This window comes from Streptomyces sp. NPDC014006, assembly GCF_043088925.1.
Lineage (GTDB): Bacteria > Actinomycetota > Actinomycetes > Streptomycetales > Streptomycetaceae > Streptomyces.
Genome location: NZ_JBICAJ010000036.1, coordinates 1 through 16,930 on the forward strand (window position 1 = coordinate 1; position 16,930 = coordinate 16,930).

Genomic DNA, 16,930 nt, shown 5'->3' on the forward strand with positions numbered 1-16,930 from the left:
ACGCGGGATCGCGCACACGATTCCCGAGAAGGAAGACCAGCGCAAGCACCGCCGCAACCGCGGCCGGCGAGGCGGCCGACCGCCAGGCTTTGACCGCGATACCTACCGCCGTCGCAACACAGTCGAACGCTGCTTCAACCACCTCAAAGGCTTCCGCGGCATTGCCACCAGATACGACAAGACCGCCACCTCATACGAGGCAGCGGTCAGTCTCGCGTCGCTGCTGCTCTGGGCAAGATCCGTTTGAAGACGGACCCTAGTGTCCCGCGCCAGTAGTTGCTCGTTGGTAGTTGCCTGACTTCTGCTGCTGGTGCGTCAGTTCCTCGTCTTGCCAGGGCCCTCGGGAACGGCCGCGGTCCTTCGGGGAGACGCTGGGCGGCGGCAGGTGTCACAAGGCGTTTGTGAGGGATGGCTGCCCGGTGACACCGCTTCGAAGCGACGGCGGGCCGCCGGGCGAGCGCTCAGTCGCCGAGTCGGGCCTTCGGCTGGGGCAGGAACTCCGCTTTGGCGCATCTCCGCGGCGCGGGCGACACGCAGACCGGCGAAGAGGTCGGCGGCTATTCGTGCAGTGCATCAGCGCAGCCCATCGGTGCAGCACATGCACGGGGCCGGCCCGAAGCTGGAACCGTTGCTGCTGTCTGATGACGAGCGGGCGGTGTTGGAGCGGTGGACCTGGCGGGCGTCGTCGGCCCAGGCGCTTGCCGTGCGTGCGCGGATCGTGCTGGCGTGCGCGGGCAAGGACGTACCCCCGATCGTCACGGTCGCCCGCGAGTTGCGGCTGGCCGCCGACACCGTCCGCAAGCGGCGGTGCCGGTTCTTGGCGGAGCGACTGCACGGCCGGGTCGACGAGCCGCGGCCGGACTGGCCGCCCACCAGCAGTGTTGACCAGGTGGAGGCGGTCGTGGTCACGACGCTGGAGGAGATCCTGAAGAACGCCACCCACTGGTCGCGGAAGTCGATGGCGGAACACAGCGGCCGGTTCCCGTCTCATCCACGCTTCCCGACCCTTCCACTCCTCCACGGGGGCCGGACGGGCGCAGTCGAGGAAGGCCCATCGCCCGTCTTCTCGGCGGCATGCCCGACAGAGTCCTGATCAGCTCTTGTCGAGCCGGGTGCCGCCGGCGCCGCGCAGGACGGTCAGACGGCGGTGATACTCCTCCTCGTCGATCTCTCCGCGGGCGAAGCGTTCGGCGAGCAGCTGCTCGGGAGCGGGCCGGGGCGGAGAGTCGCTGGGCGTCGCCCGGGCGTCGAACGACCGGGACAGGGCTCGGAACAGCAGGACGCCGAAGGCGATGAGCGCGGCCCAGAACAGGATCATGCCGACCGACATGCCGAACCAGCCCCAGCCGCTGGGATCATGGCCGTACCAGAACATCACGTCACCCACTTCCTCGCGGCTGCCGGGACGTGGGCCTCATGCCCGAGAACTCGGCGCCTCACCCTCACCGTCGCCCTGTCGTCCCCGCCTGACATGGGCCGAAGAGGCCAACCCGCCGGGTCGTTGGTCCCTGGCCCCCAGAGGGTCGTCCTGCCTCCGGTCCGCACCACTGGAGGGGCTCACACGTTCCGCTCGATGCCGATCACGGGCGGTTAATGGAGGGTGTTGTGGACCGTGCAGTGCGAGGTGACCGTGAGCATGGCCGCCTGGCGTCCCGCGGACAGCGGGGGAGACGGGACGATGATCAGGCGTACGGACCCGATACGGGCCGGTCGGTCCGGGTGCGACATGGCGAACTCCGTACGGACGGCTCACGCCGGTCAGCCAAGGCCCGGAAGTGGCTCCTGCACGAACGGTCACCGCATCCGCTGTGGGTCGTCCGGTTCGGTGGCGCCCATGTCGAGCCGGAACGGCGGATAGACGTCCGTCATCAGGGCGGCATAGGCGGCGACCCGCAGCACCCACCGGTTCAGGCCCATGATCAGGTCGAACAGATCCCGGGGGTACTTCTCGGTGAAGGCGAGGATCACGGCGGCGATCACGGTCAGCACGGCCACCAGCCCGCCGTCCCACCAGCCCAGGTGCCAGCCGCCCATGAAGAAGCTGATGACGATGTAGTGCGGGATGGCCAGCAGCCACCACTTGACCAGGACCAGGCCCCGGGAAAGGCGCTCGGGGTAGGCGATGTCCAGCCGCGCCGGGTAGTCGGGCTCCTCGCCCAGGCTGAACGGTGGGTAGCGGTCGGTGGCCAGAGCACCGTACGAGTAGTAGGCGACCCGCCAACTCCAGCGCAGCACACCCACGTTGAAGTCGAACAGCGCGCGTGGGTAGCGCTCGGTGAACAGAATGGCCAAGAACGCGATCACGCTCACCACGCTGAAGGCGATCCACAGGAGGAACAGCACCACACAATGCGGGACGACCAAGATCCACTTCACCAGCCACAGCCAGCGGGACAGTGGTGCGTCGAGCTGTGCGGTGACCCGGACCGGACGGTCCGACATGCCGGCCATCGAGGTCATGGCGACCAACTCCAGACTCGCTCAGGGTTGTCGATCAAGAGGCCAGTCCGGCGCGGCGCGAGGCGCCGGCCTCCGGCATCGCGGAGGTGTCGTCGAACCGGTGCCGCAGTTCGGCGGAGACGTCGACCACACCGTCCACGCCCTGGCACAGGCGTACGACGACCGGCACGACGGACTTGCGCTCGACGGTGCCCTTCAGCGAGACCCGGCCGTCGACGACCCGCACGGTGATCGCGCCGGGCGTGAGCCCGAGGGTGCGCAGGAGTACCTCCCGGGAGATCTCCTCCCGGATGGCGCTGTCCGCGCGGAGGAAGACACGGAGCAGGTCGGCCCGGCTGATGATCAGCCTGTCGGCCTCGTCGACCACCGGCAGCCGCTTGACATGGTGGCGCTCCATGACCTGGGCGGCCTCCACCGCCGTCCACTGCGGCCTGGCGGTCACGGCCGGGCTGTTCATCAGTCGTCCGGCCGTCACCGCCTCGGCCTTCGCCCGGGCGGCGGGTTCCGGGCGCAGGACCGGCGGCAGGCCGACCGCGTCCAGTTGTCCGGCCTCCTTGCGCAGCAGGTCCGCTTCGGAGATCACGCCCACCGGGCGTTCGTCGTCGTCCACGACCGGCACGGCGGTGATGCCGTATTCGGCGAGAAGTTTGGCGATCTCCTTGAAACCGGTGTCCCGATGCGCCCGGACGACCGATGTGGTCATGAGCTCGCTCACCGTCCGATGCCACATGGCTCCCGCCTCCCGTCACCCGATGTCGCGTGCGGTCCTCTTCCCACTCTCCGCCCGGCGGGGAGCCGCCGCATGGGCCGGTCGGCCCCGACCGCGACCCGGCCGGAGGGTTCCGCGGCCGGGCCGTCGGGCACGCACCCCGGCGCTGCGGGAGAGCCCACGGCCGTCGCCCAGCCCACCGCAGAGAGAGCGCCGCCGAACCCGTCCGCACCGGGGCCTGGATCCGCATCCCGAGCCGTGACTCGCCGCGGCGTCTCCCGGCCCTGACCGACACAGCGTCAGGGGTCCTGTCCCACAGGGCCGTTCGTCCACTGATAGGGACATCAGACCCCTCCTGCCCCCGCCTGCGGCTCGGAGACTGACGTGCATCCCTGAAGGACGTGGGCACATGCCCACCATCACCGTCGGTCTCGACGGCTCGCCCGAAAGCCTCGCAGCCGCAGACTGGGCCGCTCGCGAAGCAGTACAACGAGAGGTGCATCTGCATCTCGTCCATGCCGGGGAACCGCTGCGCCCTGCGTACGTGCCGTTCGTCGCGCAGTCCCTTCAGAGCGAAGAGGAAGATCGAAGCCACGTCGGCGACGCCGAGAATGACGATGACGGCGGTGCCGTCCACCGATCCTTACCTTCCCTGTCATGGCTCGGATCGGGTGCGCGGGCAGCCTCGATCGAACCCTCCGGATCGCTGTCCCGGAACTCCTCCTCGGGCAGCAGGTCGGCCTCTGGGACGACCTCGATCACGCGGCCGTCGCCCTCGAGTACGGACACGGCTCTGACCTTCCACGGCTCCATGAGCTGGACGATGTCCTCGAACTGCGCGTCGCGGCCGACGGCGACCACGGCGCGTGTCATCACGTCGCTCACGACGTGCGGGCTGCCCCGCATGGTGTCCTCCTCGAAGCGATCAGGCGAGGACTAGGAAGCGAGGGAGGAGCGGTGGAGCGGGGTGCTCCCGCTCCCCGTCGTGCGTGGGGGCGCTGCCGGACAGCAGGCAGGAGCCCAGTACGGTGGCGACGCTCAGAAGGATGGGGATCACGACCGCTGTTGTCTTCTCCCCGCTACGAACCCGAGATGTGACCGGGCGGGGGAGCGCGCCGGTTCAGAGCTTGCGCAACCAGTTGTAGGCGACGCCGTGCGGCGCCAGCCCTGCGGGCTCCACGTGCTTGTCGTCGATGCGGTAGGAGAGGTGGTCGACGACGTCCACGACGCCGTCCAGCCGACGCGTCGTACCGACCGCGATGGGGACCCCACTGCGCCGTTCCAGCTGACCGGTGAGCGTGACCACGCCGTCCTCCACGGCCGCCTCGACGGTGTGAGGGGCCAGCCAGAGCGTGTTGAGGAAGACCTCCTGCTGAACGTCCGCTGGATCTCGTCGTCGGTACGCAGGAAGACCTGGAGCAGGTCCCGGCGCGTGACGATGCCGACCAGCCTGTCCTTCTCGTTCACCACGGGCAGCCGCTCGATGCGGTGCCCGGTCATGAGGCGTGCGGCCTCGGCGACCGTGGCGTCGGCGCGTACAGTGACTGCGGGCGTCGACATCACCCCGCCGGCTGTACGGGCACGGCTCTTGGCGGAGTCACTGCGGGCACTGCGGTTGAGCAGACGCAGGCGGCGTGCCCAGGTGCCGGCGGATCGTGGCTCGCGTGCCTGGTGCAGCACGAGGTCGGTCTCAGAGATCACACCGATGACCTTGCCGTCCTCGTCGAGCACCGGGAGCCCGCTGATGCGGTGCTCCTCGAGCAGGCGCACCACTTCCTTGAACGGCGTGTCGCACCGCGCGGTGACGACGTCGCCGACCATGAGAGCGCCTGTCCTCGTCGGTTTCATGGCTGAGCCTCGCTTTCCTGGGTGCCGGTGATCACGAACTCCCCTTATGGGGCCTTGGCTTCAGCTTCCGGCGAAGGGAGCACGGGCCACATGGGCTGAGCGGGCACGGAGGGCGGGCGGACTGGCCCCGGCTCACCGAATCGCCCCGGCCGACTCCCGCGCCGGGCGAATGCATGGGCCGAATGTCCCCACCAGGGGCCGATCCGCCCCTCCTGCGGTGTGCCGGCCAGTGAGACGGTGAAGTCGGACCCCCGTGCTGCACGACGTGGCAGCCCGACGGAAGGCGGTGGGAACGATGACACTCCCTCTGGTCGTGGGCGTCGATGGATCGGACGCGAGCCTGCTGGCGGTCGACTGGGCGGTGGACGAGGCCGCCCGGCAGGGTCTCGCCTTGCGGCTGGTGCACGCCTCCCGCTGGGAGCGCTATGAGCGGGCCACCCCGTCCAACAGCCTCAGCCGCCCGTCCGAGCGCGTGTTCGTGGAGAACCTGGTCGCCTCCGCGGCCGAGCGCGCCGCGCGACGCAATCCGCAGGTGAAGGTCACCACCGACGTCGTCCCCGACGATGCGGCGGACGCCCTCCTGCACGAGGGCAACAACGCCTTCGCCCTGGTGACGGGAGCACGTGGCCGGGGTGAGCTGACGGGCCTGCTCCTCGGCTCGGTCGGTCTGGCCGTGGCGGCTCGCGCGCACTGCCCGGTCATCGTGGTCCGGGGCGACAAGGCGGGCCTGGCGGGCTCTCACGAGCGGATTCTGCTGGGCGCGGGAGAACCTGTGACCGGCGCCGAGGCCGTGCGCTTCGCGTTCCGCGAGGCCGAGGCCCGCGGGTGCGCCCTCGACGTCGTACGCGCTTGGCGCTGCCCCGCACACGAGAGCGCCGACGAACCGGCGCGTCGACACGAGCAGCGGGCCTCGGCCCTGCTCGACGAGCTGCTGCGGGACACCGTGGCCGACCAGCCCGTTGTCCGGGTGCGGCGTGTCACCGTCGAAGGGCCGGCCCATAGCGTGCTCGTGCGCCGCTCGGCCGCCGCCGATCTTGTGATCGTCGGGGCCCGGCGCAGGCAGGGCCGCCTCGGACTCCAGCTCGGCAGGGTGAGTCACACCCTGCTCCACCACGCGGACTGCCCGGTGGCGGTCGTGCCGCTGGCGGCGTGAACGTTGTAGTTGCCCGCCCATAGGGGGAGTGATGACCACAGCTCGGTCCCGTGACGTGCTCGCCCGCAAATACGCCCCCGGCCCCGTGATGCTGGACCTGCGCATCCTCGGCGACACGATGGAGATCGTGGTCTGGGATTCTGACCCGGTGCGCCCATTGCCCGGGCCGCGGACACCGGCCGTGTGGGACAGCACGGTCTGGAGATTGTGCTGCTGTCGCCCAGGGCTTCGAGCCCGGCGCGAACCGGTCGGCAAACGCATCACTGCCCGCCTCGCCCTTGCCGACGACCCCGGCGGCGCGCTCAACGGACGCTCGCCGTTGTAGAGCGTCTGAGGCCTGGGGCCGGCCGAGTGCCTGTCGCCGTCCGCAGGGGCAGGCAGCGGACGGTGACTGCCCGGGCCATGTGCTGGTCATCTGGTCCGATCAGGGAAGGGCTGTCGTACCCGGGGAGGTCGAAGCGGCCCTTCCCTGTCGCATCGGCTCGTGCGCCTGTGGGTTCATCCGAGGGCGCCGCATCGGACAGTCCCATGATCTGCACTGCGGCTTCCGCCGGCCAGCACCGCAGGACGCGCAGCTGCGCGCGTCACCGCGATAGCAGACCTGGTCGCTGCCAGCAGGCGGTGCGCCGTTTGCGTCGGGGCTGGACCTGCTGTCGTGGTGGGGCTGCATACCCACCCCAACGGCATACGCTCGCTGCCTCGGTATCCGCTGAACGCATGGTCTCGCGGCAGCCTGATCCAGCATTCCCAACTGCGCGATCAGCTCGTCGACGGACCAGGCAGGCCGTTCGGGAGACCTGTAGCCGACGCCGCTCCCGCGCCCGAGCGTGTCGCCGTGGTCGCGGAGGAGAGCACCGGCTACGAGAGCGTGCTCCCCGGCCGGAGTGACCCGCCGGGCGGGGCGGTCAGGACGAGACCGCGAGCTCCGAGCGAGCCCGGCGGTTTCAGCGCGAGCCCCTGACGTTCCGGCGCCGCCGACGGTACCCATCGCCTGGGCGCTCGGGGATGACGAGTCACGAGCAGGACCCGGGTCGTTTCCCCACGCCCAATAACCGCATCTCCCACGGTAGTTGACATTCGCGTGGTCCGCGCCGACACCCCTCCCATCTCTCTCGCTGTGTCATGTCCCGAAGCTGGACTTGACGAGCTTTGCATAATGCAAAAGTGAGGGAGGAGAAATAGATGAGCACCACACCGGCAATCGAGGGGACGCGCGTGCCCATGACAACCACCAGCGGGGCGGCAACCGACCCATCTCTCGGAGGGCTGCGCAGCGCCCCGTGGGGACTGATGGTGCTCGCCGTCGTGATCGGTGCCGGAGCGGGGGCGGGATCGATCGTCTTCCGCTGGTGCATCCAGACCTTCACGCGTCTCTTCTCCGGTCATGCGGACTACGCGGCCGCACCGGGTGCGGATCATCCGCATCTGTCATCCGTGGGTCCGTATTTCGTGCTCCTCGCCCCGGTGGCCGGCGGACTGCTGTACGGGCCCCTGGTGAATCGATTCGCCAAGGAGGCGCGCGGCCATGGTGTGCCGGAAGTGATGCTGGCGGTCGCTCAACGTGGCGGACGGATCAGTCCGAAGGTGGCAGTGGTGAAGACGCTCGCCTCCGCGCTGACCATCGGCTCCGGCGGCTCGGTGGGCCGGGAAGGGCCGATCGTGCAGATCGGTTCCGCACTCGGCTCGACGCTCGGCCGGGTGACGAAGGTGTCCGAGGGGCGCATGAAGCTGCTGGTCGCCTGTGGTGCGGCCGGAGGCATCGCTGCGACGTTCAACGCGCCGCTGGCCGGCGTCTTCTTCGCCATGGAGCTCATCCTGGGCACCCTCTCCGCGGAAGCCTTCGGCGCCACGGTGCTGGCCAGCGTCACTGCGAGCGTGATCGGCCGCGCCGCGTTCGGGGATGTCGCGTTCCTGAACCTGCCGAGCTTCCGCGTCGACCACTTCGCCCAGTACGGACTGTTCGCCCTGCTCGGCGTGGTCGCCGCTGTCGTCGGCGTCGGCTTCACCCGGGTGCTCTACCTGATCGAGGACGCCTGCGACTGGGCGTGGCGGGGCCCGGAGTGGCTGCGCCCGGCGGCCGGCGGGCTCGCCCTGGGAGCGGTGCTGCTCGCCCTGCCGGAGATGTACGGTGTGGGCTACCCGGTGCTGGAGAAGGCAACCGAGGGCAAGTACGCCGTGACGTTCCTGATCCTGCTGCTCGTCGGCAAGATGGTGGCGACCAGTCTGACCATCGGTATCGGCGGATCGGGCGGGGTGTTCGCGCCAAGCCTCTTCATCGGGGCGATGCTGGGTGCCGCATACGGCGCGGGCGTGCAGCACCTCCTCCCCGGCGCGGCAGGTCCCGCCGGGGCGTACGCGCTGGTCGGCATGGGTGCCGTGTTCGCCGGGGCGTCCCGGGCGCCTGTCACGGCCGTGGTCATCCTGTTCGAGTTGACCGGCCAGTACTCGATCATCCTGCCTCTGATGCTCGCCATCGTGCTGGCCACGGCCATCAGCCGTCTGCTGACCCGCGACACGATCTACACCCTCAAGCTGCGGCGGCGCGGCATCGACCTGGAAGGACCGGCGCCCGGCGCCCGGATCGGCGGGCAGCGGGTCGGCTCCGTCATGGACCCGGTGCCCAGTCCCCTTCCGGCATCCACTCCTCTGACCGACGCCGCCGACCTGCTCAGCCTGTCCGGTCATGGCGCCCTCCCCGTGGTGAACGCCTCAGGCCACTACGTCGGCGTCGTCACCGCCCAGGCCGTCGCCGAGACCCTCGCAGAGCAGCCGTACGGCGCCCCGCTGGACGTCGGCCGGCTCGCCGAGACACCGGACCCTGTCACGGTGGACGAGCCGCTCGCCCGCGCTCTGCGCCACCTGGTCTCCGCCCCCGGTACTGGCTTGCCGGTCCTGGACCACCCCGAGGGCACGCCCGTCGGCTGGCTCAGTCATCAAGGGGCGCTCCGCGTGCTGCACATGTCGTAGACGCCGCGGCAGACAGACGAACCGCGTACGGCGGCGTCGCACCAAGAGCACGGAGGCACAGCCGAGTGGCGCAAGGATCCGCTCCGCCCGGCTGTGGGCGTGTCCCACTGGGACGAATGGCGCTACGACGCGGTACGGCACTTGAGGCGAAGGAGGTCCGGTAAGCAGGTGATCATCGGCCGCGCCGGACTCGACGCACCGTGCCGCAGGATTGCCCCGTGCCGGTGGCCGCCCCCGCCTCGGTCCGACTCGAGGCGTGAGCACCAGTTCCCTGCCCCGTCCCACGGTCGGGCTGCTCGTCCGGGCACCACGGGCGGCGTCGGCCGCGCGCCCCTGGCGACGTGGCTCAGGACGAACTCGACCGCCCCGCAGTGATCCGGTGCGAGCGGACGACCGCGACCACGCACACCGTGACGAGGGCAGCAGCCATCGTGGCCAGATCCGTCAGAGGGCCCGCCCATGACAGCGCCCCTCCACGCCGCGCGGTTGGATCAACCCTTCGGGGCCGTAGACGACGGCGATCGTGTCTCCGGGCTGTGTGTGGCGTCCTTACACCCCCGCCAGATGCGGACACCGTCGGCGCCGACGACCGAGCAAAGGTTGCGTCCACGGTCCTTCGGGCTCCCGCTTTCGCGTTCGACCGACGTCACTTCGGCGAACTGCACGCGTCCCCGTTCCGCCAGAACCACGCCCGCGGCGGCTGGAGGGGCCTGCAGGGCCAGACACACGCCCAGCAGGGCAGCGATCCCCACCAGAGCGCGGCCGGCCCGGACCAGGACCAGATACAGGGCGGTCGCGGCGGCGCACACGAGACCGGCCTCACCACCGGCGAGGGCCGGCCGACCCGTCCAAGCGCCGGCGACCGTCAAACCGACGATCCCGCCCGCTGCCGCACACCCGGTCACGACGCCTCCCACCACCAGACGCCACGGGGATGCCCCGACGAACTCGGTGGGCCCCCATACCGCCGCCCTCAGGTGGGCCAGAAGATGCGACACCACCTCCTGCGATGGCACGGTCATCAGGACGGCGACGGAAGGCCGGCGTGACACGGTGTGTGCCCCGCAGAACGGCCACGGCCAGGTGGCTCGCTCGGAGGAACGAAGGATGAGGACAGGCCACACGCGTCGATGCTGCGCTCGAGCCGAGCGCCGACACCCGACAGATCCGGTTCGTCGTGCGCGGCCTCCCGGAAGGCGCCCAGCACCACGGCGGCCGTCTCCACGGCGGCCAGCCCCTTGCCCTGCACGTCGCCCACGATGACGCGCACGCCGTACGGTGATGCCACCACCTCGTACAGGTCGCCACCGATCCTGGCCTCGGCCACGGCCGAGGTGTACGACACTGCCGCCTGGAGCGGGCCGGCCGTCAGCGGGACCGGACGCAGGAGCACGCGCTGTGCGGTTTCCGCGATCGAGCGCACACTGGCCAGCTCCGCCTCGCGCCGCCCGCGCATCACGGCGGCGGCGACGCCGGCGCCGGTCACCCCGGCGACCGAGGCCATCGCGGTGATCACCCGGCGTCTTTCCAACTGCCCGTCGTAGGAGCCCAGGCCCAGGCACAGCAACAGCGCCGCCGAACCGATGAGCACGGTGCGCCGCCAGCTGCCGACCAGCCCGGCGAAGGCGGGCCCGAGGAGACCAGCGGCAGAAACCCGATCTCCGGGCCTGCCGAGACATCGACGACGGCCACGACGGCCATGACTGCGACCGGCATCCAGGCCAGCATGGTGGAACTCGACGGCGCTCTCTCCGCTGACATGGCGTGCTCCAGCGATCCCTAGTGCTCGGGAGCCACCGCACCGATGCCCTGCGGGCGCACCCTCCGTTACCTTTAGACTGTGCAAACGTTCGCGGAGTTGGCGACAGGCCCCTTGTTCTCTGGTCTGATCGAGGCCATACGCCGTGACTCGACGGTCACAGGCGGCGACGATGGCGCAACCAGGCACGACGCATACACGCCCGCGCCCTCTCCGTGGATGGCGGCGGCGCGCGGCCCGACTGCCGATGCTCGCCTTCCGCGTAGGGCTGGGCCCCCTCTTCGGGCAACGCCTGCTCCTGCTGCATCACGTCGGCCGGGTGAGCGGACGTCATCACGAGGTGGTCCTGGAGGTCGTAGGCCGCGGGCCGGACCGGGATTCATGGATCGTCGCCTTCGGCTTCGGGCCGTCGGCGGACTGGTACCGCAACCTGAGTCGGCAGCCACACACCCTGATCCTGGTCGGCAACCGTCGCATACCCGTCACCGCCCATTTCCTTCCTGCGGACGAGGGCGCCGAGATCATGGCCCGCTACGCGCCGCGGCACCCGCGCCTGGCTCGCCATCTGTGCGCGTTCATGGGTGTCCCCGTCGACGGCACCCCGTCCTCCTACCGCGAAGCCGGCCGGCACATTCCGTTCGTACGCCTGCAGACGGCCTCTCGGCCGGCAGAAGGGGACCGTTGAGCGGTTGCGGGCTTGCGACCATCAGGGCAGCCCTCGGCGTGGTGACCGCCCCGGCCGATCCCGTACGCAGCCGTTGTCTTCCGTGTCGCTGCCGGTCTGGCACCTCGGGGCTGCGCTGAAACCCGCCGGCGGTCAGGCCTCGCGCCTGGCGGCGGTGTCCGTCCAGCCCAGCGGATACACCTCCAGGTCGTCGGCAGGCGGAGCCGGGGGCTCCCCGCCGGCCTCGTTGAAAGCCGTCAACGCCTCCACCAGAGCAGCCTGCTGGCCCGGGTCCAGCCGTTCCACTATCGCGGCGATCTCAGAACGGCGTCGCGCCGTGACCTCGGCGACCGTGCGCCGTCCCTCTTCGGTCAACTGCAGCAAGGTCTCACGCCGGCTGTCCGGATTGATCTGCCGGTCCGCCAGTCCCGCGGCTATCAGCCGGTCGACCATCCGCATTGCGGTGGAGGGCGCCACCTGAAGCAGCTCTGCCAGCCCCACCAGCTTCATGGCTCCCCGAGTGGACAGCACGACCAGCATGCGGAACTGCGGGACGGTGATCTTCTCCTCGACTGCGGCCAACGACCGTGCCGACACTGCCACCAACAGCCTGGACGCAGTCAGCACCGCCCGGGTGACCGCATCAACATCATTCACACCCTCGGTGAGGGTTTCACGCTCCCGCATGACTCCTTTCTATCGCGCCGACGCGGCACCGACTCACCAGTCCTCCCGACTCCGCTGTCGTGAGGTGCGGCTCCGGTGATGCTGCGATTTCGCTGCGCAGCCGGCGGACGGCCGGACGTTCGCGTCGGCGGGCACCGGCATGCCGCCCGCCGCAGGGCCTGCCAGCCGTTGAAGCCGCAGGAGCACGAGCTGGACGGCTGCACGCGGCGCAATCGTGATCGGGCACACAGGTCGCCAGTGAGTTGTCCGAAGGGCGACGACGTTGCCAGGGTCATTCGTACCGACGGCCTTGGTGCACGAGGACGCTCAGGGAGGTGAGGCACAGCTCGCGCGGGTGAAGAAATCCAGATCTGCCGGGCCCCGGCATGGTCGCCGCCGTCGCCTGACTCCATGGTCGGCCGTGTCGCACGGGACCTCGCGACGCGCGACCGGACGAGAGGAGGAACGGGCTGTGCACGGCAACCCGCTGCACCACTGGCCGGCTCTGGCGGTCTTCAGCGTGCTCCTGCTGCCGCTGTCGATCATGATGCTGAGCGGGTGGGGTCCGCCGCGGATGCGTGAGCGCGCCGGCGGATCGAGAATGCGGGCCGGTGCGCTCCTGTCCCTCTACGCGGCCGCTCCGGCCAATGGCGTGCCCCGGTTGGTCAACGTTCGTACCACACCACCGCCTCGCCCTTGCCGCCGGCATCGCATTCTCCGTGCTGGCGGGCCCTTGTTCATTGAGGCCGGCAGTGGAGGCACCGGAGCTCGGCGATGCGGGAGCGGTGGGCTGATCCTTCGAGTGTGCTGCGGTTCCCAGCCGGTCTCTTGCGGCGTCGAGCGGTTACAGGTCCTTGGCGGGCCAATCCAGGAGACAGGCACCGATGACCGCTGTCTGGAGCATGTAACGGTGGCCCGGATCGGCAGGGTTGGCGCCGGTGAGCTGGTGGATGCGCTCCAGGCGATAGGTCATCGCCCGCACACTCAACGACAGCCGACGGGCCGCCTCGGTGGCGACGCACCCACTTTCGAAGTAGGACGTCAGGGTGTCCAGCAGGGGTCGGGCGCCTCCACGGGCGGTGGTCAGGGGGCCGAGAGTGTTGTGCACCAGGTCGGCCATGGCCTGGCGGTCTCTGGCCAGGACGGGTAGACAAGCAGATCGGCTGCGCGCAGGACCGGGTCGTCGAGTCCAAGGCGCTCCGCCAACTCCAGAGTATTCAGGGCCTCCTCGTACGACTGGACCACTCCGCCGGGGCCGGCCTGGGGCCGGCCGATGGCGACCCTGCCGCCGTCGGTCGCGGCGTGTGCCTGCCTGGCGAAGTAGGGCAGCTGACCCTCGTGGCCAGGGGCGATGCACAGCAGTCGGCCGTCCTTGGTGGTGAGGAGCACGTTGCGGTCGCCGAAGCGGGTCATCAGCGCGTGCTCCACCTGCCGGGGCACCACGCCGCCCTCGCTGTAGGCGGCGGGGCCTTCGGCGACGGCCACGGCGTGTGCGTGGGACAGCCGCAGTCCGAAGCGCTCGGCGCGTTCGGCGAGGCGGCCGAGGTCGCTGCGGCCGTAGAGCAGGTCGTCGATGAATTCCCGCCGCGCGGCTTCCTCCTGGCGCACGGCGAGAAACTGGGCTCGCTCGAATCCTTCGGCAAAGGCGTCTATCGCCTGCTGGACGGCTGCCAGGGCGCTGTCCGCCGACCCGGGAGTTTGCGGCCAGGCGGCGCGAGTCGCGGAAAGGGGCGCGCTGATGAGAGGACGCAGGCCGTGTCCGGCGTCGGCGGCCTGCTCACCCAGCTTGCGGCGGGACTCGATCTCCTCGCGTGTGAGCCGGCGCCCGGTGGCGGAAACCTCGGCCCGGATGCGCGCGTAACCGTCGAGATAGCGCTCGGACGCGTCAGCTCCGTCAAACCCGTCCCCCGAATCTCGATGCCTCGGTGATGGATCTTTGACGGTCACCGGCATGCAGACCCTAATGAACACTGCCGAGCCTCGGCAATGCGGGAGCCGGTGCCGGCCGGGCACCATGACCACCGGGAGCCCCGGCCGTCCGGCTGCGCGGCGCCCGGTGTGTTAGTCGCGGGACGGACCGGAAGAGGGGGTTGAAGGATGCGGATGTTCGTTACTGCCACCACCGGCCTTCCCGGGATTCTCGCGACCGCCGCGCTCGTGATCACGGTGTTCTTCTGGCTGCTGGTCGCCATCGGCGTCACGTCGGCCGACAGCCTGGATGCGGACGCCGATCTCGGGCCCTGGGGGATGGGCGGTGTACCGGTCGCCGTCGCGCTGACCTTGCTGACCGTGCTCGCCTGGCTCCTCGGCATCGGCTCGGTCGTTCTCCTGGCCGACCTCGCGCCCTCCGGCACCACGTCGGCGGCGCTGCGGCCACTCGCGCCGGTCGCAGCCGGGTTCGTGGCCTGGCGTCTGACGCGCCGGTTTGTCCGGCCGCTGCACCGGCTGTTTCCCGACGAAGGCGGGCCCGCCGGATCCGGGGCGCCCGGCAGCGCCGCCTGAGCCACGCCCCCCTCGCGGGGCGCGGTCTTCCCTCCCTCACCTCCCGACGCCTCAAGGACGTATGCCATGTCTGTCATCGGCGTGCTCACCGCCGCCTCCCTGTTGCTCCTCGTCGCCGTGCTGCTGGTCGTCTCCCGGCTGTTCCGCAAGGTGGAGCAGGGCAAGGCCCTGATCGTGTCCAAGATGCGCAAGGTCGATGTGACCTTCACCGGTCAGGTCGTGCTGCCGGTGCTGCACAAGGCCGAGGTGATGGACATCTCGGTGAAGACGATCGAGATCACCCGGGCCGGCAAGGAAGGGCTGATCTGCAGGGACAACATTCGCGCGGACATCCGGATCTCGTTCTTCGTCAAGGTCAACAAGACCGTGGAGGACGTCATCAAGGTCGCCCAGGCCGTCGGCACCGCGCGGGCGAGCGACCAGCGCACCCTGCAGGAGCTGTTCCACGCGAAGTTCTCCGAAGCGCTGAAGACCGTCGGCAAGCAGATGGACTTCACCGACCTCTACACCCAGCGTGAGGAACTCCGCTACAAGATCATCGAGTTGATCGGCGTCGACCTCAACGGCTACCACCTGGAGGACGCGGCGATCGACTACCTGGAGCAGACGCCGCTCACCCAGCTCGACCCCGCCAACGTGCTCGACGCCCAGGGCATCCGGAAGATCACCGAGCTGACGGCGATCGAGCACGTGCGCACCAACGAGTACCAGCGCACCGAGGAGAAGGAGATCACCCGGCAGAACGTCGACGCCCGGGAGACCATCCTGGAGCTGGAGCGCCGGCAGGCGGACGCCGAGATCAAGCAGCGGCGGGAGATCGAGACCTCCCGTGCGCGTGAGGAAGCCGAGACCGCGCGGGTGATGGAGGAGGAGCGGCTGCGCGCGCAGACCGCGTTCCTGCGGACCGAGGAGCAGCTCGGCATCCAGCGCGAGAACCAGGCCCGCGAGGTCGCCGTCGCCGCGAAGAACCGCGAGCGGGTCATCGCCGTCGAGAACGAGCGCGTCGAGAAGGACCGGCAGCTGGAGGTCATCGCGCGGGAGCGGGAGACCCAGCTGACCAAGATCGCCGCTGAGAAGGAGGTCGAGGCGGAGAAGCGGGACATCGCCGAGGTCGTCCGCGACCGGGTGGCGGTGGACCGGACGGTTGCCGAGCAGGAGGAGGCCATCAAGAAGCTGCGTGCGGTCGAGGAGGCCGAGCGGCAGCGCCAGGCCGTCGTCATCGCCGCGGAGGCCGAGGCGCAGGAGAGGCTGGTCAAGGACATCAAGGCCGCGGAGGCCGCGGAGCAGGCGGCCACCCACCGAGCTGCCGAGGAAGTCACCCTCGCCGAGGCTCGGCTGAAGACGGCCGACCTCGAAGCGCAGGCCAAGCTGCGGCTCGCCGAAGGGGTGCAGGCCGAGGCCGCCGCCGAGGGACTGGCCGCCGTGCGGGTCCGCGACAAGGAGGCGGAGGTCATCGAGAAGGCCGGCCGCGCCGAGGCCGAGGCGACCGGGGCCCGGCTGCGTGCCGAGGCGGAGGGCGTCCGGGCGAAGGCCCTGGCGCAGGCGGAGGCCATCGGGGAGAAGCTGAAGGCGGAGGCCGCCGGCCTCACCGAGAAGGCGGCGGCGATGGCCGCACTGGACGAGGCGTCCCGCGGACACGAGGAGTACCGGCTGCGGCTGGAGGCGGAGAAGGAGATCCGGCTCGCCGGACTGGACGTGCAGCGGCAGGTCGCCGAGGCGCAGGCCACGGTGCTGGCGACCGGGCTGGAGAACGCCGACATCGACATCGTCGGCGGGGAGTCCGTCTTCTTCGACCGCCTGCTGTCCTCGATCTCGCTCGGCAAGAGCGTCGACGGGTTCGTCCAGCACTCCGAGACTGCGCAGACGCTGGCAGGGCCCTGGCTGGACGGTTCGTCGAACTTCACCGAGGACCTCGGCCGGATCCTGGGCTCGGTCTCCACGGCCGATGTGCAGAACCTGACCGTGTCCGCCGTGCTGATGAAACTCATGAACGGCGCAGGCACGCATGCCGGACAGCTGAAGCAGCTCCTCGACAGAGCAGGCGAGCTGGGCCTCGCCGACACCCCGCTCATCGCTCTCAACGGCACGGTTCGAGCCTGATGACCCGTGGTGGGGGGGGGGGGCCCCCCCGGGGGGGGGCCCCCCCCCCCCCCCCCCCCCCCCCCCGCGCCCCCCCCCCCCCCCAGGCACCCCCCCACGGGC

The 16,930-nt window shown here is 70.3% G+C and carries 15 protein-coding genes and 5 pseudogenes; 9 read left to right on the plus strand and 11 right to left on the minus strand.

What is annotated here, in order from left to right; translation table 11 throughout:
* Together ACF1GV_RS41885 and ACF1GV_RS41890 are read left to right on the plus strand one after the other, a co-directional pair.
* A pseudogene (locus ACF1GV_RS41885) lies at nt 1–247 on the plus strand (IS5/IS1182 family transposase); the annotation flags it as partial.
* 381 nt (nt 248–628) lie between these two features.
* A complete protein-coding gene (locus ACF1GV_RS41890; protein WP_391692324.1) occupies nt 629–1,093 on the plus strand; it encodes a hypothetical protein in 465 nt (154 codons plus the stop codon).
* On the opposite strand, the gene ACF1GV_RS41895 is transcribed toward ACF1GV_RS41890, so the two are convergent.
* The 4 genes from ACF1GV_RS41895 to ACF1GV_RS41910 form a co-directional block, all read right to left on the minus strand.
* Entirely contained in the window at nt 1,094–1,378 is a 285-nt protein-coding gene (locus tag ACF1GV_RS41895) for an SHOCT domain-containing protein (protein WP_391692326.1), read from the minus strand.
* Nucleotides 1,379–1,590: 212 nt separating this feature from the next.
* A complete protein-coding gene (locus ACF1GV_RS41900) occupies nt 1,591–1,728 on the minus strand; it encodes a hypothetical protein (RefSeq protein ID WP_391692328.1) in 138 nt (45 codons plus the stop codon).
* A gap of 66 nt (nt 1,729–1,794) precedes the next feature.
* Nucleotides 1,795–2,460, minus strand: coding sequence for a DUF4389 domain-containing protein (locus tag ACF1GV_RS41905; protein ID WP_391692330.1), 666 nt, complete (start codon nt 2,458–2,460; stop codon nt 1,795–1,797).
* A gap of 34 nt (nt 2,461–2,494) precedes the next feature.
* Nucleotides 2,495–3,190 carry a CBS domain-containing protein gene (locus ACF1GV_RS41910; RefSeq protein ID WP_391692332.1) on the minus strand — a complete coding sequence of 232 codons (696 nt, stop codon included), beginning with the start codon at nt 3,188–3,190 and terminating at the stop codon, nt 2,495–2,497.
* A gap of 388 nt (nt 3,191–3,578) precedes the next feature.
* On the opposite strand from ACF1GV_RS41910, the pseudogene ACF1GV_RS41915 reads away from it, so the two are divergent.
* Nucleotides 3,579–3,704: pseudogene (locus ACF1GV_RS41915) on the plus strand (universal stress protein); the annotation flags it as partial.
* Between the two features lie 32 nt (nt 3,705–3,736).
* On the opposite strand, the gene ACF1GV_RS41920 reads toward ACF1GV_RS41915, so the two are convergent.
* The 3 genes and pseudogenes from ACF1GV_RS41920 to ACF1GV_RS41930 all read right to left on the minus strand — a co-directional run bounded on the left by ACF1GV_RS41920 (nt 3,737) and on the right by ACF1GV_RS41930 (nt 5,017).
* Nucleotides 3,737–4,054: a CBS domain-containing protein gene (locus tag ACF1GV_RS41920; RefSeq protein ID WP_391692334.1), complete on the minus strand. Its 318-nt coding sequence runs from the start codon at nt 4,052–4,054 to the stop codon at nt 3,737–3,739.
* A 40-nt stretch (nt 4,055–4,094) separates the two neighbouring features.
* Nucleotides 4,095–4,226 carry a hypothetical protein gene (locus tag ACF1GV_RS41925; protein ID WP_391692336.1) on the minus strand — a complete coding sequence of 44 codons (132 nt, stop codon included), beginning with the start codon at nt 4,224–4,226 and terminating at the stop codon, nt 4,095–4,097.
* A 63-nt stretch (nt 4,227–4,289) separates the two neighbouring features.
* Nucleotides 4,290–5,017: pseudogene (locus tag ACF1GV_RS41930) on the minus strand (CBS domain-containing protein).
* A gap of 295 nt (nt 5,018–5,312) precedes the next feature.
* Between ACF1GV_RS41930 and ACF1GV_RS41935 the strand changes: the two are divergent.
* The 3 genes from ACF1GV_RS41935 to ACF1GV_RS41945 all read left to right on the plus strand — a co-directional run bounded on the left by ACF1GV_RS41935 (nt 5,313) and on the right by ACF1GV_RS41945 (nt 9,137).
* Nucleotides 5,313–6,170 (plus strand): universal stress protein, encoded by an 858-nt coding sequence (locus ACF1GV_RS41935; protein WP_391692338.1) that lies wholly within the window; start codon nt 5,313–5,315, stop codon nt 6,168–6,170.
* A 31-nt stretch (nt 6,171–6,201) separates the two neighbouring features.
* The gene (locus ACF1GV_RS41940; protein ID WP_391692340.1) at nt 6,202–6,495 is read left to right on the plus strand and encodes an ATP-binding protein; all 294 of its coding nucleotides are present in this window, start codon (nt 6,202–6,204) and stop codon (nt 6,493–6,495) included.
* 965 nt (nt 6,496–7,460) lie between these two features.
* Nucleotides 7,461–9,137, plus strand: coding sequence for a chloride channel protein (locus tag ACF1GV_RS41945; RefSeq protein WP_391692352.1), 1,677 nt, complete (start codon nt 7,461–7,463; stop codon nt 9,135–9,137).
* Nucleotides 9,138–9,628: 491 nt separating this feature from the next.
* Here ACF1GV_RS41945 and ACF1GV_RS41950 read toward each other — a convergent pair whose 3' ends face one another.
* Both ACF1GV_RS41950 and ACF1GV_RS41955 read right to left on the minus strand, forming a co-directional pair.
* Nucleotides 9,629–10,159 (minus strand): hypothetical protein, encoded by a 531-nt coding sequence (locus ACF1GV_RS41950; RefSeq protein WP_391692342.1) that lies wholly within the window; start codon nt 10,157–10,159, stop codon nt 9,629–9,631.
* Nucleotides 10,160–10,266: 107 nt separating this feature from the next.
* A pseudogene (locus ACF1GV_RS41955) lies at nt 10,267–10,898 on the minus strand (SpoIIE family protein phosphatase); the annotation flags it as partial.
* Between the two features lie 170 nt (nt 10,899–11,068).
* On the opposite strand from ACF1GV_RS41955, the gene ACF1GV_RS41960 reads away from it, so the two are divergent.
* Nucleotides 11,069–11,581, plus strand: coding sequence for a nitroreductase family deazaflavin-dependent oxidoreductase (locus ACF1GV_RS41960; protein ID WP_391692344.1), 513 nt, complete (start codon nt 11,069–11,071; stop codon nt 11,579–11,581).
* A 132-nt stretch (nt 11,582–11,713) separates the two neighbouring features.
* Here the strand turns inward: ACF1GV_RS41960 and ACF1GV_RS41965 are convergent, their stop codons facing one another.
* On the minus strand, nt 11,714–12,247 hold the full coding sequence (locus ACF1GV_RS41965) for a MarR family winged helix-turn-helix transcriptional regulator (protein ID WP_391692346.1): 534 nt from the start codon (nt 12,245–12,247) through the stop codon (nt 11,714–11,716).
* An 823-nt stretch (nt 12,248–13,070) separates the two neighbouring features.
* Nucleotides 13,071–14,179: pseudogene (locus ACF1GV_RS41970) on the minus strand (PucR family transcriptional regulator).
* Between the two features lie 144 nt (nt 14,180–14,323).
* On the opposite strand from ACF1GV_RS41970, the gene ACF1GV_RS41975 reads away from it, so the two are divergent.
* Together ACF1GV_RS41975 and ACF1GV_RS41980 are read left to right on the plus strand one after the other, a co-directional pair.
* Nucleotides 14,324–14,728 (plus strand): hypothetical protein, encoded by a 405-nt coding sequence (locus ACF1GV_RS41975; RefSeq protein WP_391692348.1) that lies wholly within the window; start codon nt 14,324–14,326, stop codon nt 14,726–14,728.
* 66 nt (nt 14,729–14,794) lie between these two features.
* Nucleotides 14,795–16,828, plus strand: a complete 2,034-nt coding sequence (locus ACF1GV_RS41980) for an SPFH domain-containing protein (RefSeq protein WP_391692350.1) — start codon at nt 14,795–14,797, stop codon at nt 16,826–16,828.
* The last annotated feature ends 102 nt before the right edge of the window (nt 16,829–16,930 follow it).

Bases quoted from the DNA above. Each gene is read 5' to 3' on its own strand.
- ACF1GV_RS41935 (WP_391692338.1), top strand. From the start codon at position 5,313: ATGACACTCCCTCTGGTCGTGGGCGTCGATGGATCGGACGCGAGCCTG.
- ACF1GV_RS41975 (WP_391692348.1), top strand. From the start codon at position 14,324: ATGCGGATGTTCGTTACTGCCACCACCGGCCTTCCCGGGATTCTCGCG.
- ACF1GV_RS41910 (WP_391692332.1), bottom strand. From the start codon at position 3,190: ATGTGGCATCGGACGGTGAGCGAGCTCATGACCACATCGGTCGTCCGG.
- ACF1GV_RS41960 (WP_391692344.1), top strand. From the start codon at position 11,069: ATGGCGCAACCAGGCACGACGCATACACGCCCGCGCCCTCTCCGTGGA.
- ACF1GV_RS41980 (WP_391692350.1), top strand. From the start codon at position 14,795: ATGTCTGTCATCGGCGTGCTCACCGCCGCCTCCCTGTTGCTCCTCGTC.
- ACF1GV_RS41950 (WP_391692342.1), bottom strand. From the start codon at position 10,159: ATGACCGTGCCATCGCAGGAGGTGGTGTCGCATCTTCTGGCCCACCTG.
- ACF1GV_RS41940 (WP_391692340.1), top strand. From the start codon at position 6,202: ATGACCACAGCTCGGTCCCGTGACGTGCTCGCCCGCAAATACGCCCCC.
- ACF1GV_RS41965 (WP_391692346.1), bottom strand. From the start codon at position 12,247: ATGCGGGAGCGTGAAACCCTCACCGAGGGTGTGAATGATGTTGATGCG.
- ACF1GV_RS41905 (WP_391692330.1), bottom strand. From the start codon at position 2,460: ATGACCTCGATGGCCGGCATGTCGGACCGTCCGGTCCGGGTCACCGCA.
- ACF1GV_RS41945 (WP_391692352.1), top strand. From the start codon at position 7,461: ATGGTGCTCGCCGTCGTGATCGGTGCCGGAGCGGGGGCGGGATCGATC.
- ACF1GV_RS41900 (WP_391692328.1), bottom strand. From the start codon at position 1,728: ATGTCGCACCCGGACCGACCGGCCCGTATCGGGTCCGTACGCCTGATC.